Source organism: Microvirga sp. KLBC 81 (assembly GCF_003075415.1).
Lineage (GTDB): Bacteria > Pseudomonadota > Alphaproteobacteria > Rhizobiales > Beijerinckiaceae > Microvirga.
In genome coordinates this window covers 40,920-63,795 of sequence record NZ_QDAH01000023.1, presented here as the reverse complement: position 1 = coordinate 63,795, position 22,876 = coordinate 40,920, and the positions used below count along the sequence as shown (strand labels likewise).

The window sequence follows — 22,876 nt, the reverse complement described above, 5'->3', positions numbered from 1 at the left end:
GGCCGGTTGCCCGCAGGTCCAACCGGCCCTGCGTGAGCTAGTTCGTGCCCTTGAGCACCTTGTCGGCAGCCTTGCGGATCAAGTCATCCACGTGGCCTGTCGCGACTTTCTCTTCCAGGAAGATATTCACGACCTCGACGTCGGCCGCCGACAACTGACGTGGCAGGCCGAATGCGACGCCCTGCTTGGCAAGGGCGGGGGTCGGGTTCAATGCGACCCAATCAGGGTTGGACTGGGTGAAGAGCAGGTTGGTATCGGACGCATCGACCAGGATGTCGGCGCGTTTCGAGACCACGGCAAGGCGGGTTTCGTCGTTGCCGGGCAGGCGCAGAACAGTCGCCTTCTTGACCGCAGCGGAAACGGCCTTGTCCTGGGCCGTTCCGGACATGACGGCGAGCGTGACGCCTTCCTTGTCGATGTCCGCGACAGACTTCGCGCCTGCAGGGATTTTCGGGTTGTTCTTGTTGTAGGCAAGAGAAATTTGATACTCCATTGCGGGAATGGAGAACTGTACCGCCATCGCACGCGGCGGGGTCCGGTTGAGCGCCAGCGAAACGTCCCATTTTCCAGCCTGGAGACCAGCGACGATATTATCCCAGGTCGTGTCAACGAACTGCGGCTTGACCTTTAGAACCTCAGCGAGTTCGCGGCAGAGATCGGCATAGAATCCGGAATATTCGCCTGTGGCGGGATCGCGCATGACATAGGGCGGGGCAACGGCGGCGCCGCAGCGCAAAGTACCGGCTTTTTGGACACCCTGCCAATAGCCTTCGTTGGTCTGCGCCATTGCAGCGGTGGTTGAGAGGCCCGCCAGCAGGGCGAGTGCAGGCAGAGCTCGGGTAATGGGCGAAAGCGTCTTCAGGAACATCTTCTTCCTCTTCCGTAATGCGCCAGTGCGCGGTTCCACTCGTCGGCTTAGGCCGATCTTTCTTGCTCTGTTTTGTCGACACGTAGTCGACTGATGGAATTTTGTCGACACACAGTCGACAAAGTCAAGCGAAAATCTTACATTGCTTGCACAAGGGTTTTCTGGCCTGATGTGTCCAGCACCTGCGGGGAGAGCTTAAGTGTCTGATAATTCAGAGAATTCGCGTGCCAGAGGCAGCGGCTGGAAAAACGTCTACGAGACGCTGCGCAACGAAATCTTGGCGTTGACGCTGCCGCCGGGGCAGCTTCTCGATGAGACGACACTTGCAGAGCGCTTCAACATGTCTCGCTCACCCATCCGCGAGGCTCTCATCAGGCTCGCAGGGGATGAGCTTGTCGTTACGCTTCCAAATCGCAGCACGATTGTCGCTCCCATCGAGGTCGCGACCTTCCCGAAATATGTGGAAGCGCTCGACATTGCGCAGCGGATGAACACCCGCCTGGCAGCGGCACTCCGCACGGATGCGGATCTCAAGATTATTGCGCGCCGTCAGAAGGAGTTCGAGGCTGCAGTTCGAACGGGCGACCACCTGCAGATGTCGGAGGCGAACAAAAAGTTTCACATGGCCATTGCTCATGCGGGCAGGAACCCATACCTCGCCTCATTCTATGAGCGGCTGCTGAACCAGGGGCAGCGGATGCTCCATCTCCACTTCGAGTACCTGGAGCGGACCCATGACGGCTATCTTCTGACCGACGAGCATCAGCTGATGCTGGATGCGATCGCGGCAAAGAATGTCGACCTTGCCGATGAACTGGCGCACGCTCATACGCGCCAGTTCCAGGACAACTTCATCAACTTCATGCGGGAAAACTACACGACCGACGTCTCCCTGGCTCCTCTCAAGGCTGCAGAATAGCTGGACCGGAGCATGAATATCGGCCTCCATAGTCCAAATAGACGTGGAGGATTGTAGTAGATCTTCACTTTATGGGTTTTTCGTCATGGCATCAGAAAAAGTTGCAGTCGTCACTGCGGGTGGAAGCGGCATGGGCGCCGCAGCGGCGAAACGACTCGCGGCCGAAGGCTACAAGATCGCTATCCTTTCGTCATCGGGAAAGGGCGAGGCTCTGGCTCATGAGCTTGGGGGCATTGGCATCACCGGATCAAACCAGTCCAAGGACGACCTTCAAAAGCTCGTCGACCTGACAATGTCGAATTGGGGTCGCATTGATGTCCTGGTGAACAGCGCAGGTCATGGCCCCCGAGCCCAGATCCTGGAGATCAGCGACGAAGACTGGCACAAGGGCATGGATATCTACCTCATGAACGTGATCCGGCCAGTGCGCCTTGTCACGCCGATCATGCAGGCACAGAAGTCCGGATCCATCATCAACATCTCGACTGCTTGGGCTTTCGAGCCGTCGACAATGTTTCCGACATCCGCTGTTTTCCGCGCAGGACTCGCCGCCTTCACGAAGCTCTTTGCCGACACCTATGCGGCTGAGAACATCCGGATGAACAACGTCCTTCCGGGATGGATCGATAGCCTGCCGGCAACCGAAGAGCGTCGACAGTCAGTTCCAATGCAACGGTACGGCAAGAGCGAGGAAATCGCCGCGACGATCGCCTTTCTTGCTTCTGAGGGTGCAGCGTATATCACCGGCCAGAACATCCGCGTTGATGGCGGCCTGATGCGATCTGTCTGAACGCTATCAAGGAAGGTCGCTGCTTCTGGTCCAGTCCTCGAGTGGCGACCGGCTCCAGTCGGGAACGTGCACGCTTGCGCCCTGCAAGGTCTGGGATGGGTCAGACCAGGAAATCCCCTGCCCGTCCGGAAGGTCCGGTGCTCCCTGCTTGAGCAGCTATTCGGTTTACTTCCGAAATCTGCCAGTTGCTGACCTTAACTGCCATCACCTCCAGACGCGTCGTGGCATTCTACGCTCCTGGCCGGGACCAAGAGGTGGGATTCAATGCTCCCCGCTTCGTTCTGGGAGCACGGATGGCAGAAGCCGGCTTTTCCATCGGCGGTCTAGGATTGGTTGAGGTATGACACGAACCATTGCCCGGCCGGTCCGAAAGGCTCATCCGTCGGATGGATGGCGTACATCGGCATGACGATATCGCCGGGAGGAGCTTCTTGCGCCTTGATCGGAACGATACTCCCCCAAGCGAGATCGTCCTCCACCATCCACACCGGCATGAAGCCCATCCAAGCCACCCCGCAGGAATGCCGACAATACAACAGAGCCGCATTCTTCGAACCTGCCATCAAACAGCACGCGGACAATTCCATCGGGTGCGGCCCGTTGAGTTAGCATCGATGCTCGGCCTTACCATCAGATCAGCACAAGATGCTGGTCAAAGAGCATATATTGGACGTGTTGGAAGTTAAAATACACGACACATGCATCGTGCCAGGACCGTAGGTAGATGGGAAAATGAGGCCAATGTCTAACGCAACAGAGCCGCATCTGATGTCGAGCTATGGTGCCGGGGAGGAATACTGGGAAGGCGTCCGCGCGGCTTATCCGAAGCAGCAGCCCCTGATGAACCTGAACAACGCAGCAGTCAGTCCGCCGCCGCTTGTCGTTGAACAGGCAATGATCGACGCCTATCGGCTGATCAGCCAAAATCCCGACGTGAACATGTGGAGCAAGCTCGATGCCGCTCTTCCTTCCATCAAGGAGGAGCTTGCAAGCTTGATCGACTGCAGTCCCGACGAGATTGCGTTGAACCGGAACTCCACAGAGGGTCTTTGCACAGCCATCTTCGGAATTCCGCTGACGGCAGGCGATCAGGTGCTCTTATCGATCTGGGATTATCCGAGTGTGCGCGCAGCATGGCTGCAGCGTCAGGAGCGGGAAGGCATTGATGTCGTTTCCGTCCAGTTCGATCTGATGGACAGTGACGACGACATTCTCGTAGCCTATGCGAAAGCAATCACGCCGCGCACGCGGGTGATGCAGCTGACCCAGATGTTCCACTGGACGGGGCGCGTCCTGCCGGCCAAACAGCTCTGCCATCTGGCGCGAGCACAGGGCATCATCACGGTCGTCGATGGTGCCCAGATCTTTGCGCAGCTGCCAGTCAGCTTTAGGGACCTTGATTGCGACTTCTTCGTCACCAGTCTGCATAAATGGCTGGGAGCAGCCGTCGGCAACGGCATGTTGATCGTCAAGCAGAGCCGGATCGACAGCACTTGGCCTCTCTTGGCGCCATTCGACCCGCCGCCCTTGCGCATTGACAAGTTCGATCACTGGAATCTCGGCACTTACAATTCGGCAATCCAAGCGGGAATTGCGCCGGCGATCCAGTTTCACAAGGAGATTGGCACCCGCAAAATCCATGCGCGGCTGCAGGAGCTGACCCGCTATTGGGTAGACCTCGCCCGCCGCATTCCCGGCTTCAGGCTGCACACACCGCTGGATACGGACAATCTGGGCGGGGTGGCATTGTTCTCCATTGATGGTGTGGACTCGAAGACAATTGAGCAGGAGCTTCGGGGGACCCACCGCGTGCATGTCAAATACCGTCAGGTTCGGTATCTGCACGGGCTTCGGGTGTCGCCGCACATCTACATGCTGAAAGGTGATCTCGACATCTTCGTCGCGGCCCTTGAGCAAGTGGTCAACCGCCACAGATAGCAGCCGGATCTGCTACAACTATGGTTCAGCGAAATCCTCACGTATCGGGGTGAATACATCGACGAGAACACCAGCTTCGACCGCGACGGCGCCATGACGTGCATTGGAGGAAACAAGGAAGCTGTCACACGCCGTGAAACGTCTCGTCTGGCCCGTTATCGTGATGTCGAACACACCGGACTCGACGAGACTGCACTGTATGTGCGGGTGATCGTGCTCGGCACCGATCGCGCCTGCCTCGAAGGCAACGCGCACCATCATGACACCCTCGTCGAAACGGAGGACCTTGCGCCGGATGCCCTCTCCGTGTCCTCCCAGAGAAGCTCACTGTCGGACGCGAATGCGTGACCCTTACGTGTCATGTTCTCTTCACTCCTTGTCAGCCGGCTCATAAGGCGAGCCAGCCGCCGTCGACCGGAGGCACGGTGCCGTGAACGTAATCCGCCGCAGCGGAGGCGAGAAACACGGCCGCGCCGCCAATATCGGATGGATCTCCCCATCTCCCGGCCGGAATCCGACCCAGGATCTGGGCGCTCCGGTCGGGGTCGTCACGCAGTGCCTGTGTTGTTCGTGGCGAAATAGCCGGGCGCGATCGCATTCACATCGATGCCTTTCGCGGCCCATTCGCAGACGAGTAGCCTCGCTAGTCCCGCCAGCCCGCCTTGCTGGCCGTGTAGGACGGAATGCGGATGCCGCTCTGAAAGGACAACAGCGAGGCGATGTTGATCACCTTGCCGCCGCCTTCGTGCGCCAGCATCTTTCGCACGAAGACCTGGGTCAGGAAGAAGACCGATATGAGATTGACGTTCATAACGTCGTCCCAATCGGCCTCTGAAAAATCGAGGACGTAGGCGCGGCGTATGATGCCCGCATTGTTGACCAGGATATCGACCTGGCCTCTGGCGCTCGCCTCGGAGACGATCCGCTCCACGGGACCCGGCGTCGACAGGTCGGCCGATATGACTGCGAACGCTCGGCCGGACGCCCTGACGAGGTCTTCCGTCTCACCCATGGACGAACGTCCGACCGCCACGATGTCAGCGCCCGCGCGCCAAGGCCACTGTAATGGCCTGACCGATGTCGGTGTTCGCGCCGGTCACGACCGCTCTCCTGCCTGAGAGATCGAACAGTCCCGTCATCATCGCAGATCCGCCATCGCGACAGGATCCATGTCCGCGTAGTCTTGGTTCTCACCTCCCATCGCCCAGATAAAGGCATAATGGCTCATGCCGACGCCGGAATGGATCGACCAGCCGGGGAGAAGATGGCCTGCTCGTTGGCGACCACCAGATGGCGAGTCTCGTTCGGTTCGCCTGTCAGATGGAACGCCCGGGCGCTGTCGGCGAGGTCGAAATAGACATAGGCCTCGGAGCGGCGGTCATGAATGTGGAACGGCATGGTGTTCCACATGCTGCTGGGCTCAAGCTGGGTCAGCCCCATCACGAGCTGGGACGACTCGCAGACGTCCGGAATCATGTACTGGTAGATCGTGCGCCTGTTAGATGTCGCTTGAGCGCCGAGTTCGACCCGATTGGCTCTCTCGACAGAAATCTTCACGGTCTCGTGGCTCGCATGGGCCGGCGTGCTCACGCGATAGAATTTGGCCGGGGTGTTCGCATCAGCGCTCGCGAACGCAACTGCACCTGCGCCTCTCCCGACATAAAGGCAATCCCGACGAGCCAGTTCGTACGTGTTTTTACCGACCTGCACCCTTCCAAGTCCGCCGATATTGATGATTCCGAGTTCGAGCCGCTCGAGAAAGGCGCTGGTGCCGACGATCTTTGGGGTCGGTAATTCCAGCGGTTCGACGCCTGGCATGGCCCCGCCGATAATCAGGCGATCCACATGGCAGTATATGAGCGTCACTTCACCGGGGGCTAAGACATGCTCCACGAGGAAATGTCGCCGCAGCTCCTCCGTATCGTAGCGTTTCACGGTCTCGGGATCGCTTGCCTGTCTGATATCGATTGTCATGCGAATTCCTCATGCTGGAAAGAAGAAGCCCGCCCGGAGCTTCCCGGGAGAAAGCGGGACATTGCATCAGTTCTGGGGACCGAGCTTTTCGACCAGCGCCCGAAGATCGGCAACATCCTTCTCGTTGCGATCCACCAACGGAGCACGGACAGGACCAGCCGAACGGCCGACCACCCGCGCGCCCGCTTTCACGATGCCGGCCGCGTAGCCCGGGATCCGGTTGCGGATCGCGATGTATGGCAGGAAGAATTCTTCAAGCAGTCTGGCCGTGACAGCCGTCTCAAAGACCGTCGAGGTCTTCGGAACTCATCGAAGGCGTGTCCGGCTCCACCCTCCTGGACCACTGGCAAAATAGAACAGCAATCCGCCGATGAGTGCGAGATTCTGGAAGAACTCAACATTCTGCCGAGGGCGGAGGATCAACCCTGTCGCAAATGGGCCGTATGTCATCCAGAGTGTGGCCGCGACAAAGCCGATGAGTGCCGACGCAGTCCAGCGGGGCCACAAACCGATGACCAAGGCCAACGGGCCGAGGAACTCCGCAGCAACCAAGACGCCAGCGATGACAGTCGGATAAGGCAGCCCCTTGGCTGCAAGCGAGGCCGAGAATGCTGAGAAAGCCATCAGCTTGCTGTACCCAGAGGGCAAGAAAAGAGCCGCGATAAGCACACGGCCAACGAGCAGGGCCGCATCCTCGCTTCGGGTCAGCATGAAGTCTCTCCTATGTATCCTGGGCCCCCGACCACCCGTGTTCGGTTGGACAGAAGGAAACACGGGTTGCGTTAAAAGCGGATTACAGGGCACACACCCAGACCCTCTTCTGCCTCATTAAAAAAATGTTTGATCCCAGGGTTTGATGGTGCACTCTTTTCGCCGGAATGGAGGGATGCGCTATGGGCCAGGTTCTCCATGGGAGCGCCACCTCGACAGAGGCAATCCGTCGAGCGATCCAGCATAGTCAAACGAGCCTGAGAGAGCTTTCGAAGCGCTACGGCATCAACCCGAAGACCGTTGCCAAGTGGAAGCAGCGCAGCTCGGTGACGACCGGCCCACCGGCCCCAAGGACGCCAGGTCCACGGTGCTGTCGGTCACGGAAGAGGCCATCATCGCGGCCTTCCGCAAGCACACCTTGCTGCCCCTGGACGACGGCCTCTACGCCCTTCAGCCCGCACCTGACCCGCTCATCCCTGCATCGCTGCCTGCCGCGCCAGGGCATCAGCCGCTTGCCCGAGGTGACCGGCGACAAGCCGGCCAAGAAGAAGTTCAAGGCCTACCCGATCGGCCACTTCCATATCCGCCTCGCCGAGGTGCACACGGCAGAGGGGCGGCTGTATCTGTTCGTGGCCATCGACCGCACGTCCAGGTTCGCCTTTGCCCAGCTGCATGAGAAAGCCACACGCCGTGAGGCAGGCGATTTCCTGCGGGCGCTGATTGCCGCCGTGCCGTACAAGGTGCACCCGGTGCTCACCGACAACGGCCCCCACTTCACCACGCCCGGCAATAGCAGTTCCGCCGCTCCTCTGATCAAAGAGGCCCTGGAACGAGGCGAGCTCTTCCGGGCTCACGCCTTTGAGTACGTCTGTGCCCAGAACGACATCGATCATCACCTGACCAAGCCGCGCCATCCCTGGACGAACGGGCCGGTGGAACGCATGAACCGCACCCTCAAGGATGCCACCATCAGGCGCCGCTACTACGACACCCACGACCAGCTGCGAGGCCACCTGGGCGACTTCCTGACCGCCTACAACTTCGCCCGAAGGCTCAAGACCCTGCGCGGCCTCACGCCTTACGAGTCCATCTGCAAAATCTGGACAACCGAGCCCGGGCGCGTCAGGCTCGATCCGCTCCACCAAATGCCGGGACTAAACATCCCCCTACAGCATCGGACGTGAAAAGTGGATTTGCACTTTTGGGACCCATCCGATGCTTCCTCTTTCAAGCAGAGCATCGTTGAGAGCGGAACCGGATCCACTTCTCGCTGACGCGGACCTGCGGTTCCGCACGATGCTCTAGTTGGCTGTGTATTGATCCGAAACTGGCGACATTGACGGCTCATTCGCCGAGCACGCGGCGCCGCTCCTCGAACTCGTCCTTGTCGATCTCGCCGCGCGCAAAGCGCTCCTTGAGAATGTCGAGCGGGGTGCGGCCAGGCGGCGCGTGGTGTGGCCCAGCCAATCCCGGCCATGTCCCGCTGGCCCAACGGACGATGAGGATCACGGCTGCGATCAGCACCGCGAGGAAGAGGACCATGAACAGCGGACCGAAGATCATCATGGGGTAGCCTCCACCCCACCCCATCATGTGGGGCCCATAAGGATACCGGGTGGCATCCGACGGGGCCTGGGCCCACACCGATGCGGGCACCAGGATCAGGGCGGCGCTCGCCGCGGCGGAACCCGGAGTCAAAATCTTTTGCATTGGCTCACTCCATTGTGGATCAGCATGGCATGGCCACGGAATCCCAGGAGGCTGCCGCGCAAGAGCCGATCAGCGAGCGCGGCTACTCCCGCATGAATGCCTGCATTTCCTCGGGTGTCACCTTGCCATCCTTGTTGGCATCGGCGCGGTCGAAGATCCGCTTGTGGATGGCCGTCACCTCGTCGAAGGAGAGCCCGCCGTCGCCGTTCGCATCGGCAATCGCAAAGAAGATCTTCATCATGGGCCCGTGCATGCCCATCATGCCCTGACCCATCATACGGGGTTGCATCATGCCCGGTTGACCGGGCTGCGCTCCCGGACTCTGGCCCATCATGCCCGGCCCCATGGTACCGGAGGGCGGCGTCCCCTGTGCGGCGGCTGTCGCGGGCAGGCTGGCGATAATCATGGCAGCGAAGGCGGCGCGGGGCAGTGCAATCAATGTCATAGGATTCTCCTTGCCTTCAGGGGCTCCGTGGAGCTCATTCGAAATCAGCGGCGACGGCTTCGATCCGGGAGCGCAGCGCCGAATTCGGAACCGGGCAGGCCCGTCCGCGCCTAGATGCTGGCCAGGCTGTCGCTGGCGATTGCGACCTCGGCCTCGTGACGCACCGGGAAGTTCACCGAATTGACGGTGACGCAGATGTCGTGCGCCTTCCTGTGCAGTGCCTTGGCCGTCTCGATGTCACTCCCGGGCTCCAAGAGAACCTTGGGGCGCAGCAGCACGTCGACGAACCTGACCCGTCCGTCCTTGCGCGCGACCGTTCCAACGACCGCGTCCTCATACGAGCGAACGGCAATGCCGGCATGGGCGCAAACCGCCAAGTAGCTCAGCATGTGGCAGGCGGAGAGCGCGGTCACGAGCAAGTCTTCGGGATTGTAGAGCGCGGGATCGCCGTGAAAGGCCGGATCGGCCGAGCCGCGCAACGGCGGCTTGCCTTCGAACTCGGCCCGGAACTCGCGCGAATAGCTCTCGACGGATCGGGTCGGGCCGAGCGCACTGCCACTCCACACGAGCCTTGCGGTGTAATGAGCCTCACCCATCGTTCCCTCCTTTATGGAAGGGAGGAAATTATAGCACTTGATGGAATGGAAGGAATTAGAGCACTTACTCTGAGAGGCCTCCTTGACACATGTCAAACGAAAGAGCGGGTTACGGCTCCGTTGCAGTAACTTGGATAAGGCACAGCAATCCTAGTCCCGCGTGCTTCGTCAGGCGGCAAGACCGAAGAGTTGGTTCACAAGACGCACTTCGCCTGCCGCTCCTGGCTGCGGCAGGACGCAGCGGCCGCGACGGATCATGCGCATGACCTCGAAGCCCTTCAACGTGGTACGGGCCGTTTGCATCCTCTGGAACCGGCGGGTTGGCCGGATCACGCGCTTGAGTGCGCCGTGATTGGCCTCAATGACGTTGTTGAGGTATTTCGACGTCCGGTGCTCCACGTGATGTGCCAAGTAGCCTTCTCGCTTCAGACGTCAGGTCGCCTTTGGATAAGAGGCCAGTTTGTCGGTCGTGATCGAGGAAGGAGAATAATTGCTCATCGTTTTGAGAGCCTTGCGTAGGAAGCGATAGGCGGCTCCGGTATCTCGTCTGTCTGACAGCATGAAGTCGATCAGCTGACCGTGCTTGCCGACAGCTCGGAACAGATATTTCCATTTGCCACCCACACGAACGTATGTCTCGCCCACACGCCAGGAGGCAGAGCGATGCCCTTGGTACGGGCGGATCCGTTTGTCGACTTCCGGAGCCTGGTGCTGCACCCAGCGGCAGAGGGTGGACGGGTCGACGGCGACGCCGCGCTCCTGCATCATTTCGGCGAGATCACGGCAGCCGATGCCGTATGTGCAGTTCCAGCGCACGCACAACAGGATGATCTCAACCGGAAAGCGGCGGCGCTTGAACAAAGACAACGAGGCGGCTCCTTCAGGGCGGCTCCTTGACGAACCGCTCCTCGTTATACGGCCGGGGTTCATGCAACAGTTCCGGCGGGGAGAGCCTCCTCGCAAGCTCAGGTGAAGGAACGCCGGCTTTGACGGGCCTGCGCCAAGTTGGCCTAGACGACCTCTTCGGCGCCGCCTCTCAGCTTCACCGGGATCATCAGGTATCGGACGCCGTTCGCCTCGGCGGGCGGGAACTTGCCGGCCCGGATGTTCGTCTGGATCGATGGCAGCAGCAGCCGCGGTGCTGCGAGTTTGGCATCGCGGGCGGTGCGCATGGCCACGAACTCGTCCTCGCTGACGCCCTCCTTCACATGCACGTTCTTCTCGCGCTGCTCCGCGACCGTCGTTTCCCAGGCGTACTCATCTCGCCCAGGAGCCTTGTAGTCGTGGCACATGAACAGCCGCGTCTCGGGAGGCAATGCGGTCAGGCGCCGGATCGAGCGATACAGCTGATGCGCGTCGCCGCCTGGGAAGTCGGCCCGCGCCGTGCCGTAATCGGGCATGAACATCGTGTCGCCCACGAACACCGCGTCCTCGACCTTGTAGGAGACGTCCGCCGGGGTGTGGCCGGGCGTGTGCAGCACCTCCACGTCGAGCTCGCCGATCTTGAAGCGCTCACCGTCCTTGAACAGACGGTCGAAGTCCTTGCCTTCCGTATCGAGGTCGGTGGCGTTGAAGATCGGGCGGAAGATCCGCTGCACCTCGGTGATGTGCTCGCCGGTGCCGATCTTGGCCCCGGTCTTCGCCTTGATGTAGGGCGCGCCGGACAGGTGATCGGCATGGGCATGAGTCTCCAGCGCCCACTCGACGGTGTAGCCCGCACCCTCGGCTGTCTTCAGCATCGCCTCGACGGAGCGCGTGTCCACCGTGCCGGAGTTGTGGTCGTAGTCGAAGACCGGGTCGATGATCGCCGCCTTCTTCGTCGTCGGATCCGCGACCAGATAGCTGACGGTGTTTGTGGGCTCGTCGAAGAACGCCCGGATGATGGGTTGGCCTGACATGATCTGAACCTCCTTGACGGTTCGTCTGCCGTTGTGGTTGACAATATATAAACTATATCTAAATTAGCAATAACTAAATAAATGTGTGGCAATATGGCTTCCCAGGCCACGAGTTCAGAAACCGTCGGGATGTTGCCGGCGCAGCTCGCTGGCATCCTGCGGGCGCTCGCGAACGAGCGCCGGCTGATGATCCTGTGCAAGCCGGTGGGATGGGGCGAGGCCAACGTGGCCTCGCTGGCCGAGGCGGTGGGATTGTCGCAGTCGGCCCTGTCGCGGCATCTGGCGAAGATGCGCGATGAGGGCCTCGTCACCTTCCGGCGCGAGAGCCAGACGCTCTGGCACCGCATCGCCGATCCGCGGGTCGCGCAGCTCCATGCCACGCTCAACACCCTCTACTGCCGCCCGGCATGAGCGGCCAACCAGTCTTGGAGAGTACCCATGTCGCTTCCGACCCTCACCCCTGATCAGGCCAAGCGCCTGCTCGACCAGCGCGCGATCCTGGTCGACTTCCGCGAGGCGGATGAGCACGCCCGCGAGGAGATCTCCGGCGCCCGCCAGATGTCTCTGTCCAAGCTCGACGAGGCGGACCTTGCCCTGCGCGAGGGAAAGCCGGTCATCTTCCACTGCAAGAGCGGCACCCGCACGAAGGGCAATGCCGCCCGGCTTGCCGGCAAGGTTGTCGGACGCTGCGAGCCCTTCCTCATCGAGGGTAGCCTCGATGGCTGACGGCGGCATGTGCAGATCGGCACCGGCAGCCTGGCGTTTCTCGGCACCCTGCTGGGCCTTCTCGTCTCGCCCTGGTTCCTCATCGTTCCGGCCTTCGTCGGAGCGGGCCTGACGGTGGCCGGGATCACCGGCTTCTGCGGCATGGCTCGGATCCTGATGCGGGCGCCCTGGAACCGGGCAGTCTACGCCCAACCGAACTGGGCTCAAACCGTGTAAGGAGACCATCATGATACTGTCCCTCACCCAGAGCGCCCTCGGCCTCGCCTCCGGCTCGCTCGTCGGCTTCACGCTGGGCCTCGTGGGCGGCGGCGGCTCTATCCTGGCGGTGCCGCTGCTGGTCTATGTGGTGGGCGTGACGAACCCGCACGTGGCCATCGGCACGAGCGCGGTGGCGGTAGCGGCCAACGCTGCCGCCAACCTCACCAATCATGCCCGCGCGAGAAACGTGAAGTGGCGCTGCGCCTTGGTCTTCACCGTAGCTGGCATCATCGGCGCCTTCGGCGGCTCGACGCTCGGCAAGATGGTCGATGGCCAGAAGCTGCTCGCCCTCTTCGCCGTGCTGATGATGGTGGTCGGCGCCCTGATGCTGCGCAAGCGCTCCGGCGAAGGCGACGAGAGCGTTCGCCTCGGCCGGGAAAACTTCCTCAAGCTAGTCGGCATTGGTCTAGCGACGGGGACCCTGTCGGGCTTCTTCGGCATTGGCGGCGGCTTTCTGATCGTCCCGGGCCTGATCCTAGCGACCGGCATGCCGATCCTCTATGCAGTCGGCTCTTCTCTCGTAGCGGTCACCGGGTTCGGCCTAACCACCTCGGCGAACTACGCCTTCTCCGGTCTGGTCGATTGGACTCTGGCCGCGTTGTTCATCGGCGGCGGCGTGCTGGGAGGACTTCTCGGCGCCTCTTCGGCGAAATATCTGTCCACCAAGAAGGGCGCACTCAACACGGTATTCGCCAGCCTAATCTTCGTGGTCGCCGTCTACATGCTGGTCAAAAGCCTAAGTCTCGTCTGAGCCTGAGACACAGGAGGTGCTCCATGGCGAACTCTTTCCATGTGGTTTGTCCCCGCTGCGATGCGGTCAACCGCATTCCTGAGGACCGGTCCGCCGAACAGGCGGTCTGTGGCAGCTGCAAGGCGAAGCTGTTCGATGGCCATCCAGTCGAGCTCGACGGCTCTCGCTTCCAGCGCCACGCCGATCGCAGCGACATTCCGGTCATCGCGGATTTCTGGGCGCCCTGGTGCGGTCCTTGCCGGGTCATGGCGCCGATCTTCGAGCGCGCGGCGCAGGAGCTTGAGCCCAAGGCGCGGTTCGTGAAGGTCAACGTGGACAATGAGCCGGAACTGGCCGGCAGACTTGGCGTTCAGGGCATTCCAGCTCTGTTCGTGCTCAAGCACGGTTCAGTCGTGGCCCGGCAGGCCGGGCTGGTCAATCTCGCCACCCTGCAGAACTGGGTCCGGCAATTCTCATCCCGCTGAAGAGGAGATCTCGCATGAAAGCCGTCAGGCTGACGCCTAACCTCTCGGTCGCCCCGCGGCTGACCGAACAGGATCTTGAGAAGGCCGCAGCGGCGGGCTTCAAGACTATCATCAACAACCGCCCCGACGGTGAGGCCCCGGATCAGCCACGCAGCGATGAACTGGCGGCGGCCGCCGAGCGCTTGGGCGTGGCCTACCGGCACATCCCAGTCGTGCCGGGCCAGCTGTCGAACGATCAGGTTCAGGCGTTCAGGACGGCCGTTACGGAGGCGGAGAAGCCGGCCCTCGCCTTCTGCCGCACCGGCACGCGCTCGATCACCCTTTGGGCGCTGGCCGCCAGCGACAGGCTCTCGCCGAACGAGATCCTGCGGACGGCTTCGGAGGCGGGCTACAATCTGGAGGCTTTGAGGCCCCAGCTCGAGGCAGCCGCCAGCAGCGGATCCGCGACAGCCGATGACCGAGGAGCACGATGAGCTACTACCTGGCCAAGACCGTTGGGATGCCGTTCGACGAGGCGGTTGCCCGCACGGCCGAAGCCCTGAAGCAGGAGGGCTTCGGCATTATTACGGAGATCGACACAGGGGTAGGCCCAAGCACAAGATCGACGTGGACTTCCGCCCCTATCGCATCCTCAGGGCTTGAACACGGCGCGAGCTTATAAGTCGCTTCAGATCGAGGACAAGGTCGGCACGATGCTGCCCTGCAACGTGATCGTGCAGGAACTCGCGCCCAGTCGGGTCGAGGTCGCGGCGGTCGATCCCGTCGCGTCCATGCAGGCCATCGCCCCCCGCTAGCGGAGAATGATCTGATTGCCCCGATGGTGCTGGATGGGCCCATGACCGGCGAGGTGTTCCGCGTCTATGTCGAGCAGGTGCTGATCCCAGAGCTCTCGCCCGGTGACGTGGTGGTGCTCGACAATCTGGCGGCTCACAAGGTGGCGGGTGTCCGGGAGACGATCCGCGCCGCCGGGGCGAGTCTGCTCTCCCTGCCGCCGTACTCGCCCGACCTGAACCCGATCGAGTAGGTGTTCGCCAGATTCAAGGCGCTCCCTTTCATTGCAGAGGGATTGGATTGGTTTTGCTGAGCGCACAATAGGCTTCTTCCCTGAGAGATCTCTCAACGACCAAGCCAAGAACGAATATTTCCGCAGTTTCCAAAGTTTACCAAGTTGACATGGCTGAGAGGCGAACTCATCTTATTGGCAGGAGGAGCCAATGGCCCAGATCCGTAATGCCCAGCGGAAAAGTCACTCGCGGGTCCGGCGGTACTCAAAGTCCGCGGCCCGGTCTCCGATCCACCCATATAAGGTGGTGGGTGATCCCGCGCAGGCCATCACTGAAATGAAGAACCTGCCGGCGGGTGTCTCGGTGGCTCTCATTCCGTCTGACGCTTCCGTTGAAAAGGAACTGCAGCGGCTTGGGTCCGGACGAATCCAGCGTCTTCCTGGTTTGGTGATCAAGCCCGAAGGTCGCCGTAATGTGTGGAGGCGGGTCAAGCCTGGTTCAGTCACAAAGAAAGCGGCTATCGACGCGGCAGCGTTTGAGCCGAGCTCGCGCGCCAAAGCCCTCCTGAAAGGCGTACAGATTGCGCAGAACGATCTGAAGAAAGCCGGTGGCGCCTACGATCTGGATCAAGTCCGTATCCTGATGAACGGCATCTCACGGCAGATGATCGATCGGAAGGTGCGAGAAGGCAGCTTGTTGGCTGTGCCTGGTCCAAGCAACCGGCGTGCATATCCGACCATGCAGTTCACGCCTGATGGTACAGTCGTTCCCGGCCTGAAGGCCGTGCGTGAAGCCCTTCCAACTGACAACCCTTGGGCAATCCTGAACTTCCTTGTTCATCCTGACCCGCGCCTGAACGGCCGCAAGCCCCTTGATGTTCTCAAAGCTGGCGAGATCGACTTGGTCGTGGATGCTGCCCGGCGAATGGGTCAGCAGGGATCGTGAGTGCCCCCTTACCTCCACCGGATCTTGCTTCGCGGGATCCGGTGCTTATCACAGTGGAGGCCGGCGAGATCCTCCACCGGTTCTTCACGGCAGCATACGATCCGATCCATTTCGATCGTGGCCGCGATGGACGTTTGAACGCGCCGGATGGATCGTATGGCGTGCTCTACACCGCCAAGGAAGCGCGGGGGGCCTTCGCCGAATCGTTTCTCCGCATACCCGGACGCACTCTCATCCCGTCTGATCTGCTCGCAAAGAAGGCCTATGTGCAGCTGCGTGTGACCCGCCCGCTTGTGCTGATCAAGCTTGGTGGCCCCGGCCTTGCTCGTTTAGGAGCGACGGCTGAGGTGGTGCATGGTGGCTTGCCATACGATGCTCCTCAGACCTGGTCCGCAGCGCTTCGCGAGCACCCGGTACGAGCGAGTGGGATCGCCTACTACGCCCGTCATGATGACGAGGCCCTTTGCTACGCGCTCTATGACCATGGACCTCCGGCTGTGGAGGAAGAGTACCGGGAAACCAGTCTTGATGAGGACTGGTTCTGGGACTTGGCTGAACCTTATGGAGTTGGCTTGGCACCTTAGGTGACGATGGCTTTGCCCACCAAGACTCCAGACCCGCCGGGAAGCAACGAGCTTGTCACGTTAACTCCCATTGGACGCCATGAGACCTGGCTGGCGGCATGAGTGTTCAAGCGGCAATGCCCGCCGGAGCCTGTCGGGCATGGGCTCGTTCCTGATCATGGGCCTGTTCGGCCTGATCATCGCCTCGATCGTGAACATCTTCGTTGCGTCGAGCGCGATGCAGTTCGGCATTTCCGTGATCGGCGTTCTGATCTTCGCGGGCCTCACGGCCTACGATACGCAGAAGCTGAAGGAGATGTACCTGTACGGCAACTTCGACACCGAGGCCGCGGCCAAGGTGTCGGTCTATGGCGCGCTGCAGCTGTATCTGGACTTCATCAACATGTTCCAGTTCCTCCTCTCGCTGCTGGGCAACCGCAACGAGTAAAGCTGAGCGGATCGCATGATCTGAAAGCCCCGGCCGCAAAGCCGGGGCTTTTTGTTGATGGACAGCCGATGAATGCCGCCGGTGGGCAACCCGAGTCTGCCGAGCTTTGTCACCATCGGGGCACCGCGCAAGTCTGGCAGTTTCTCGCTATCCGTCTCACCCAGCTGGCATCAGACGCAGGATCTCGCCATTGGCCTCGTCCGTCAGCATGTACACCGCCCCGTCCGGGCCTTGCCGCACGTCGCGGATCCGCTGGCCGAGGGAGATGCGCTCCTCGCCCGTGACCTGCTGCCCCTGCAGCGTCAGCCGGATGACGCCTCGGGCCACCAAGCCGCCGATGAGCAGGCTGCCGCGCCACCCCGGAAACAGATTCCCCGTGTAGAACGTCATCCCGGATGGGGCGATCACCGGCGTCCACTGCCGCAGCGATCCGGACAGATCCGGACGGGTTGCCGGGCTCGGGATCGCCCGCCCGTCATAGTGCCGGCCCCAGCTCACGAGAGGCCAGCCGTAGTTGCGCCCGGCTTGCGGGATGGTGAGCTCGTCCCCGCCGCGCGGCCCCATCTCGTGCACCCACAGATCCCCAGTCTTTGGATGCAGCGCCGCGCCCTGCACGTTGCGGTGCCCATAGGACCAGATCTCCGGCCGGGCTGCCTGGCCGCGGACAAAGGGGTTGTCGGCCGGAACCGTCCCGTCCGGATTGATGCGCACGATCTTGCCCAGATGCGACGCCAGATCCTGCGCCGGACTGAACTTGAAGCGGTCGCCCAGCGTCACGAAGAGCCTGCCATCCCGGGAGAACACCAGCCGCGAACCAAAATGGCTGGCGCCATCCACCTTCGGCACTTGCCGGAAGAGCACCTGAACATCCTGGAGACCAGTGGCGCCAAGGCGCCCGCGCGCCACGGCGGTGCCGGCACCGCCGGGTCCAGGCTCGGCATAGGAGAGATAGACCCAGCGGCTGGAGGCGAAGTCCGGGGCGAGCGCCACATCGAGCAGTCCGCCCTGCCCTCGCGCGAACACGCGCGGGACACCCGCCAGCGGTGCGGAAACACCCCTATCCCGGGACACCAGCCGCAAGCGACCGGGACGCTCGGTCACCAGCATCTGTCCATCCGGCAGGAAGGCCAGACCCCACGGGTGAACCAGACCCCGCGCGATCGTCTCGACCCTGACTTGACCTGAGGAGGTCTGCACGATCCGTTCCTGTGCCCTCGCTGGGTCAGGAATGGCGATCAGAACAGTCAATGCCAGAAAGCTGCGTCGATCCATGGCACGCTCCCAAAATCCAGCCTGAGCCGAGATCAGAGCCAGAATAGCACCCTCTCCCATCCTCTCAGCGCCTCACGGGATGCTGCGCTTCACACTACTTGGCCAGGGGATCAGGGCGGAGCTGGAAGTGCACAGCGATCGGCTTGCTGCCTTTGCCGCCCTCCCGCAGCCAGGGCGTCCGGTCGCCGCTGGTGGTCCACAGACCACGCCCCTTCCAGCCGGCATTTGGATCATCAATGCGCCCATCAAAGCCCTTGGCGTAGAAGCCCAGCGGATACGGCACCCGCAGCGAGATCATCCGACCGTCCTTGAATGCGACCAAGCCATCCATCAGGTTCGCGGTGGACATCGGCACATCCTCGCCGAGCCCAAATGTGTTGTGCTGGTCGACCCAGGTGTAGTAGCTCGCCTCGGCGCTGTTCTCGCCAATCCCCTGGAAGCCCGGACCGGGGTACTGATGGAAGGACCAGCCCTCCGGGCAGTGATCGCCGGTTGCCTGTGGGCCGTTGAGCGGCCCCTTGCATTTGCGCCGGTCGAAGCTGGCCAGATGGCCACTCGACAGCGAGGCCCACACCACCCCCTGCCGATCGATATCCGCCCCGCGGATGCCGAAGCCGGGCCGCGGCACGTGATAGATCTCCGCCAGGGCGGTTTCAGGTGGATTCGGTCCAGGACTCAGGCGGACTACGGCGGGCGTCCCGCTGAACACCCCTACCGATCCCCAGATGGAGCCATCCACCGGGCTCGGGCTCACGGCATAAAAGCCTCCGGCAATGCGCTTGTCCTTCGTCGGATCGAGCGCCTGATCAGGCTCGACATACTCATCCCGTTGGCGGTTGCCATTCGTGTCGAGCACCAGCGCTGTCCAGCCCTGCGCCTTCGCCGCGTCGCCGGTCTCATCGAACAGCCTGGTGTTGATCCAGCCGACCACCGGGCCGCCGCCGCTGGTCCACAAGGTATCGTTTGCGTCATAGCCGAACTGCAGGTGATGGGTCCCGAAGCACATATCCACGAAGGTGTACTCCATTGTCTTGGGATCGAGCCGCGTGATGGAGCGGGTTGTCCGCTCCAGCGGAAACAGCTTGGCCGAGGGATGGTCGGAGCCTCGCCTGCAGAAGTCCGGGTTGTTGGGCCCGCGCACGGTCGCGGCAAACCACACCCGTCCTTGGCGGTCGACCATGCCATTGTGGTTGTTGGCCTTTGTGTCCCAGATCTTTTCCTCACCCCAGTAGGGTGACGGCGCCAGCACCTTGTCGCTTGCGGCATGTCCGGGCCCAAGCGCCTCCGGCGTGTCGGGATCGCGCACCGGCGCCACGAATTCGGTGACGGTGTGCGTCTTCGGATTGAGGATGGGGATTACGTCGGTCGAGTACTCCGCCGAGCCGAACAGCGGGCCATAGGCATTGACGGTCGGGTTGCGGCGATCCGAGGCGATCAGGTCGTGCAGGTACTTCTTCTCATTGAGCCACTCCCAGGTGGTCACCACGATATTGCGCTCGATACCTTCCGGGCGCTTCGGCTTGGCATGCGGTAGCTCGCCTTTGGCAATGCGGTCCGTCCAGTCGGCGTAGTATCGGAATGGCACGCCGCCGAAGCGCCCGGCGAGCTGGTTCACCATCGTCTCGCCCGACTGGCCCGAGGACACACGGCGGATCCAGGCCTCCTCCGACGAGCTGAACTCGCCGAGTTGCTTCGGGATCGTGCGGGTGGATTGCTGGCCAAGCTGATGGCAGCCGATGCAGCCGATGTTCTTGACCTGCTTGAGCCAGTCGATCTGCGTGATGGGGTCGGGGATGTCGCTCGTGCCGCCGAACTGGCCTGCATCCGGGATCTTGAGCATCGCGTACCAGTAGATGGCCGGGTAATACTGCGCCGCCTCCCTGTCGCTGGGTGCCGGCACCGCCTGCAGATCGAGCTGCCTGCCAGGCGCGCTGGTCGTCTTGGGTGAGTCGACGAGGCCATAGCCGCGCACCCAGACCTTGTAGGTGGCTTTCGGAAGATCGGGCACGACATAGCGCCCCTGACCATCGGTGACGACCATCTTGGCGAACTTGGTCGGCAGGTCGGTTGTTTCGGCAATGACCCGGACGCCTGCTTCCGGTCCGTGCGGTCCGGTGACCACGCCACCGATGTCATCGGCGTCGATGGCAACCAGCTCCTGAGCCCTCAACGGAACTGGAGCAGTTGCCACGCATCCGAGCGTTCCAATCGCAGCAATGACTGAACGGAGTTTCCGCCGACGTGCCATCGCAATCCTCCGTGGCACGGTCCTCTTCGTCTACGGCAAAATAGCACGGACTGTTGCGAATTCTGAGCGTGGAGATCGGTTTGTCCTTCCATAGGGCAGCGGAAACACGCTGCCTTCCACTGTATTGTCCTTCAGCGTCGGTTCAGCGTGCGTTACTAGGCTGGAGCCTCCTGGATCAGAATGTGAAGCCGCTCATGAAAGGTCTGCTCGCACTTTCAAGCTTGTTTGTCTTGGCGCTCACCCCGGTCGCTCAGGCTGGCAATACCTCGTCGAATTCAAGCTCGAACTCCTCAAATGGGGTTCATACCCGTGTTGACACGGTCATCACGGATGATCACCGCGGTCGAACGATCTACGAGCGTCGCATCGTGCGCGAGCGCGTGCCTGAGGGCTATCGTTCCAAGCGTCAGTGGCACAGAGCCGAGGATGATGATGATTAAGATGGATCCTGGCTCCGGGCAATCTGTCCCATTGCAGCAAGCTGGTCCGGGCTCGCCGCCAGACGCTCCACGCTCAGCCAACGCTCCCAGCCCGCCATAATGCTCCAAGTGGGATCGCTCAAATGAGCTTGCGGCAGGCGGTAGTGAAACACCGGCCGTGAGCCGATCTTCTCATGTGGCAGCACCGAGCGCACCCGCTCCTCATCGAAGTAGGCAAGCAGCGGCAGCAGATCGAGCGCCCGCCTCCGGGTCGGGTTGGCCGCGAGATAATCCTCCGTCAGAACCGTCAGGTCAGGCCAATAATCCGGATCGAGCACACGTCGCTTGTAGGCCTGCGGGTAGTCGGGCGGAAGAACGAGAGTCCGACGCAAGCTCCCACGGGTGGTCTCGCGCCGGAGCCGATCACTGAGCACGAGGAAGGCCTTCAGAAAGGCCACCACGGTCTCGGCATCAAGACGCGGCGGATCGATGTTGAAGTGGAGCCCCAAAGAGTCCCACAGCACGGCCCCGCGGCCGTATGCACCCGCAGCCCGCAGGCTTCCGATCACCATGTTCATCTCCGGAAGCTGAGCGAGCGGCATGGGTGCGGTAATGAGTTCCCGCAGGACAAAGGGTGACACCACCGTGCCGAGCCATGCCGCCACGCGGCGATCCAGTCTCAGGCCGAGCTCCGGGTACCGTTCGGGGTTGAACGTGCCGCAGGTCGGTCTCGATCATCATCTCGCTAAAGCGGGTGCTGCGGATCCGGAACGCATGTGGATCCTCAGCCTCGCAAGATCCACCCAGATCACGGGCAAGAGCCTCCGCCGCGACACGGGCGCTCGGGCCCAGGAACTCGATCTCGCCACCGACCCGCCGCAGCGTTCCATTCGCTGCAAGCAGGATGGGACGGCTGAGCGCCTCAGCCGCTATGGCACTGTCATTCATCTGCCCAATGACATGGGCCCGGCATGCCCGGATCGCAATGACTGGTCCCGCTGCGGTGCGCGGCTCCTGTCTGGTCGGTCAAGGTTTGAAGCCGCTTCTGGAACAGCAGCCGCACCGTATCTGCTTGGTGCAATGGCACCCCACCCCTGGCTGATGAGTTGTCGAGGACGATGTGCACCTGCAAGCTGCCGTACAGCCCTTCCTCTGCACCGGTCGGCCTGACCCGGCGCAAGGCCCTGCACCTGCTCATGAGCGTGACGCTTGCGCCCGCCGCTGTGGCGGGATGCGAGCGAGTCGCTCCCTTCATCGTGTCAGACGAGACTGTGGAGCAGCTCGGGCTCGATACCTGGGCCAGGCTGCGCCAGCGGATGCCAGTGTCACGGGACGGTGGAGCCCAGCGTCGGGTGGCTGAGATTGCAAGGCGGCTCCTCGTGGCTGCAGGTGAGGAGCCAAGCCGCTGGGAGGTTCGGACCTTCGCCGAGCCACAGGCGAACGCTTTCGTCCTGCCCGGCCGCAAGATCGGCGTGCTTGAGGGCATGCTCCGGATCGCCAGAACTGAGAACCAGCTTGCGGCTGTCATCGGGCACGAGATCGGGCATCTCCAGGCCGACCATTCGCGGGAACGGGTCTCCGCCGAGACCCTGCGGCAGTGGGGATTGCGGCTGATCAGCTTTCTGCTTCAAGTCAACGACGTGGCGTTTGCCCGCGAAATCGCGGCTCTGCTTGGTGTTGGTGTGGAGTTCGGCCTCGTGCGGCCTTATGGCCGCGCTCAGGAGCTAGAGGCCGACAGACTCGGCCTGTTCATGATGGCCAAGGCGGGCTATGACCCGCGTGAGGCGGTAGAGCTATGGCGGCGCATGGATCAGCAGGGTGATGGCATCCCGGCCATCCTGTCCACCCATCCGGCACCGCAGGACCGGATTGAGGCCATCCAAGTGATGATCCCGGAGGCGATCGAGGCGGCGAAAGCCTAGAAGGCAT

Annotated in this window: 27 protein-coding genes and 6 pseudogenes; 18 read left to right on the top strand and 15 right to left on the bottom strand. The window is 62.0% G+C overall.

Features of this window, described 5'->3' with window-relative positions:
- Positions 1–37: 37 nt before the first annotated feature.
- The gene (locus tag DC522_RS15885) at positions 38–868 is read right to left on the bottom strand and encodes an ABC transporter substrate-binding protein (protein WP_116529641.1); all 831 of its coding nucleotides are present in this window, start codon (positions 866–868) and stop codon (positions 38–40) included.
- Between the two features lie 199 nt (positions 869–1,067).
- Here DC522_RS15885 and DC522_RS15880 point away from each other — a divergent pair, with 199 nt between their 5' ends.
- On the top strand, positions 1,068–1,787 hold the full coding sequence (locus DC522_RS15880; RefSeq protein ID WP_116529640.1) for a GntR family transcriptional regulator: 720 nt from the start codon (positions 1,068–1,070) through the stop codon (positions 1,785–1,787).
- An 85-nt stretch (positions 1,788–1,872) separates the two neighbouring features.
- Entirely contained in the window at positions 1,873–2,577 is a 705-nt protein-coding gene (locus DC522_RS15875; protein WP_116529639.1) for an SDR family oxidoreductase, read from the top strand.
- A gap of 323 nt (positions 2,578–2,900) precedes the next feature.
- Here the strand turns inward: DC522_RS15875 and DC522_RS34840 are convergent, their stop codons facing one another.
- A complete protein-coding gene (locus DC522_RS34840) occupies positions 2,901–3,071 on the bottom strand; it encodes a hypothetical protein (protein ID WP_165820178.1) in 171 nt (56 codons plus the stop codon).
- A 247-nt stretch (positions 3,072–3,318) separates the two neighbouring features.
- Here DC522_RS34840 and DC522_RS15870 point away from each other — a divergent pair, with 247 nt between their 5' ends.
- A complete protein-coding gene (locus DC522_RS15870) occupies positions 3,319–4,515 on the top strand; it encodes an aminotransferase class V-fold PLP-dependent enzyme (protein ID WP_245444215.1) in 1,197 nt (398 codons plus the stop codon).
- An 18-nt stretch (positions 4,516–4,533) separates the two neighbouring features.
- Here the strand turns inward: DC522_RS15870 and DC522_RS15865 are convergent, their stop codons facing one another.
- From DC522_RS15865 to DC522_RS15845, 5 genes and pseudogenes are all read right to left on the bottom strand, one after another.
- Complete coding sequence (locus DC522_RS15865; protein ID WP_245444219.1) at positions 4,534–4,773, bottom strand: cupin domain-containing protein; 240 nt, start codon at positions 4,771–4,773, stop codon at positions 4,534–4,536.
- Positions 4,774–4,903: 130 nt separating this feature from the next.
- Positions 4,904–5,527, bottom strand: a pseudogene (locus DC522_RS15860) (SDR family oxidoreductase).
- Between the two features lie 126 nt (positions 5,528–5,653).
- Positions 5,654–6,489 (bottom strand): annotated as a pseudogene (kduI, locus tag DC522_RS15855) (5-dehydro-4-deoxy-D-glucuronate isomerase).
- Between the two features lie 66 nt (positions 6,490–6,555).
- Positions 6,556–6,681, bottom strand: coding sequence for a hypothetical protein (locus DC522_RS36890; protein ID WP_256369864.1), 126 nt, complete (start codon positions 6,679–6,681; stop codon positions 6,556–6,558).
- A 114-nt stretch (positions 6,682–6,795) separates the two neighbouring features.
- Positions 6,796–7,200 (bottom strand): DoxX family protein, encoded by a 405-nt coding sequence (locus DC522_RS15845; protein ID WP_116529637.1) that lies wholly within the window; start codon positions 7,198–7,200, stop codon positions 6,796–6,798.
- Between the two features lie 182 nt (positions 7,201–7,382).
- Between DC522_RS15845 and DC522_RS15840 the strand changes: the two are divergent.
- A pseudogene (locus DC522_RS15840) lies at positions 7,383–8,384 on the top strand (IS481 family transposase).
- A gap of 160 nt (positions 8,385–8,544) precedes the next feature.
- On the opposite strand, the gene DC522_RS15835 reads toward DC522_RS15840, so the two are convergent.
- From DC522_RS15835 to DC522_RS15815, 5 genes and pseudogenes are all read right to left on the bottom strand, one after another.
- Entirely contained in the window at positions 8,545–8,910 is a 366-nt protein-coding gene (locus tag DC522_RS15835) for an SHOCT domain-containing protein (RefSeq protein ID WP_116529636.1), read from the bottom strand.
- A gap of 82 nt (positions 8,911–8,992) precedes the next feature.
- Positions 8,993–9,355 carry an EF-hand domain-containing protein gene (locus DC522_RS15830; protein WP_116529635.1) on the bottom strand — a complete coding sequence of 121 codons (363 nt, stop codon included), beginning with the start codon at positions 9,353–9,355 and terminating at the stop codon, positions 8,993–8,995.
- A gap of 110 nt (positions 9,356–9,465) precedes the next feature.
- Positions 9,466–9,951: an OsmC family protein gene (locus DC522_RS15825; protein WP_116529634.1), complete on the bottom strand. Its 486-nt coding sequence runs from the start codon at positions 9,949–9,951 to the stop codon at positions 9,466–9,468.
- Between the two features lie 168 nt (positions 9,952–10,119).
- Positions 10,120–10,818: pseudogene (locus DC522_RS15820) on the bottom strand (IS6 family transposase).
- A 143-nt stretch (positions 10,819–10,961) separates the two neighbouring features.
- Entirely contained in the window at positions 10,962–11,849 is an 888-nt protein-coding gene (locus tag DC522_RS15815) for an MBL fold metallo-hydrolase (protein WP_116529633.1), read from the bottom strand.
- A gap of 129 nt (positions 11,850–11,978) precedes the next feature.
- Here DC522_RS15815 and DC522_RS15810 point away from each other — a divergent pair, with 129 nt between their 5' ends.
- The 12 genes and pseudogenes from DC522_RS15810 to DC522_RS15765 form a co-directional block, all read left to right on the top strand.
- The gene (locus DC522_RS15810; RefSeq protein WP_371679713.1) at positions 11,979–12,260 is read left to right on the top strand and encodes an ArsR/SmtB family transcription factor; all 282 of its coding nucleotides are present in this window, start codon (positions 11,979–11,981) and stop codon (positions 12,258–12,260) included.
- 27 nt (positions 12,261–12,287) lie between these two features.
- The gene (locus DC522_RS35960; protein WP_245444213.1) at positions 12,288–12,575 is read left to right on the top strand and encodes a rhodanese-like domain-containing protein; all 288 of its coding nucleotides are present in this window, start codon (positions 12,288–12,290) and stop codon (positions 12,573–12,575) included.
- Positions 12,576–12,584: 9 nt separating this feature from the next.
- The gene (locus tag DC522_RS35955; RefSeq protein ID WP_245444211.1) at positions 12,585–12,791 is read left to right on the top strand and encodes a YgaP-like transmembrane domain; all 207 of its coding nucleotides are present in this window, start codon (positions 12,585–12,587) and stop codon (positions 12,789–12,791) included.
- A gap of 10 nt (positions 12,792–12,801) precedes the next feature.
- Complete coding sequence (locus tag DC522_RS15800; RefSeq protein ID WP_116529631.1) at positions 12,802–13,584, top strand: sulfite exporter TauE/SafE family protein; 783 nt, start codon at positions 12,802–12,804, stop codon at positions 13,582–13,584.
- A gap of 23 nt (positions 13,585–13,607) precedes the next feature.
- Positions 13,608–14,048 (top strand): thioredoxin TrxC, encoded by a 441-nt coding sequence (gene trxC, locus DC522_RS15795; RefSeq protein ID WP_116529630.1) that lies wholly within the window; start codon positions 13,608–13,610, stop codon positions 14,046–14,048.
- 14 nt (positions 14,049–14,062) lie between these two features.
- Positions 14,063–14,521 (top strand): TIGR01244 family sulfur transferase, encoded by a 459-nt coding sequence (locus tag DC522_RS15790; RefSeq protein WP_116529629.1) that lies wholly within the window; start codon positions 14,063–14,065, stop codon positions 14,519–14,521.
- Positions 14,518–14,709, top strand: a complete 192-nt coding sequence (locus DC522_RS35950; RefSeq protein WP_245444209.1) for a hypothetical protein — start codon at positions 14,518–14,520, stop codon at positions 14,707–14,709. The genes DC522_RS15790 and DC522_RS35950 overlap by 4 nt, the downstream gene beginning before the upstream one ends.
- On the top strand, positions 14,687–14,842 hold the full coding sequence (locus tag DC522_RS35945) for a DUF302 domain-containing protein (protein WP_245444207.1): 156 nt from the start codon (positions 14,687–14,689) through the stop codon (positions 14,840–14,842). The genes DC522_RS35950 and DC522_RS35945 overlap by 23 nt, the downstream gene beginning before the upstream one ends.
- 17 nt (positions 14,843–14,859) lie before the next feature.
- Positions 14,860–15,069 (top strand): annotated as a pseudogene (locus tag DC522_RS15780) (transposase); the annotation flags it as partial.
- Between the two features lie 193 nt (positions 15,070–15,262).
- Complete coding sequence (locus tag DC522_RS15775) at positions 15,263–15,997, top strand: hypothetical protein (RefSeq protein WP_245444206.1); 735 nt, start codon at positions 15,263–15,265, stop codon at positions 15,995–15,997.
- A 41-nt stretch (positions 15,998–16,038) separates the two neighbouring features.
- Positions 16,039–16,581, top strand: coding sequence for an RES family NAD+ phosphorylase (locus DC522_RS15770; protein ID WP_245444205.1), 543 nt, complete (start codon positions 16,039–16,041; stop codon positions 16,579–16,581).
- A gap of 121 nt (positions 16,582–16,702) precedes the next feature.
- Positions 16,703–17,008 (top strand): annotated as a pseudogene (locus DC522_RS15765) (Bax inhibitor-1/YccA family protein); the annotation flags it as partial.
- A 156-nt stretch (positions 17,009–17,164) separates the two neighbouring features.
- Here DC522_RS15765 and DC522_RS15760 read toward each other — a convergent pair.
- Positions 17,165–18,280 carry a PQQ-dependent sugar dehydrogenase gene (locus DC522_RS15760; protein WP_116529659.1) on the bottom strand — a complete coding sequence of 372 codons (1,116 nt, stop codon included), beginning with the start codon at positions 18,278–18,280 and terminating at the stop codon, positions 17,165–17,167.
- Between the two features lie 94 nt (positions 18,281–18,374).
- Positions 18,375–20,528, bottom strand: a complete 2,154-nt coding sequence (locus DC522_RS15755; protein ID WP_116529627.1) for a carboxypeptidase-like regulatory domain-containing protein — start codon at positions 20,526–20,528, stop codon at positions 18,375–18,377.
- Positions 20,529–20,722: 194 nt separating this feature from the next.
- Here DC522_RS15755 and DC522_RS15750 point away from each other — a divergent pair, with 194 nt between their 5' ends.
- Positions 20,723–20,968: a hypothetical protein gene (locus tag DC522_RS15750; RefSeq protein WP_116529626.1), complete on the top strand. Its 246-nt coding sequence runs from the start codon at positions 20,723–20,725 to the stop codon at positions 20,966–20,968.
- Here the strand turns inward: DC522_RS15750 and DC522_RS15745 are convergent.
- Complete coding sequence (locus DC522_RS15745) at positions 20,965–21,612, bottom strand: amidoligase family protein (protein ID WP_245444204.1); 648 nt, start codon at positions 21,610–21,612, stop codon at positions 20,965–20,967. The genes DC522_RS15750 and DC522_RS15745 overlap by 4 nt on opposite strands.
- A gap of 453 nt (positions 21,613–22,065) precedes the next feature.
- Between DC522_RS15745 and DC522_RS15735 the strand changes: the two genes are divergently transcribed.
- Entirely contained in the window at positions 22,066–22,869 is an 804-nt protein-coding gene (locus DC522_RS15735) for a M48 family metallopeptidase (protein WP_116529623.1), read from the top strand.
- Positions 22,870–22,876 lie beyond the last annotated feature (7 nt).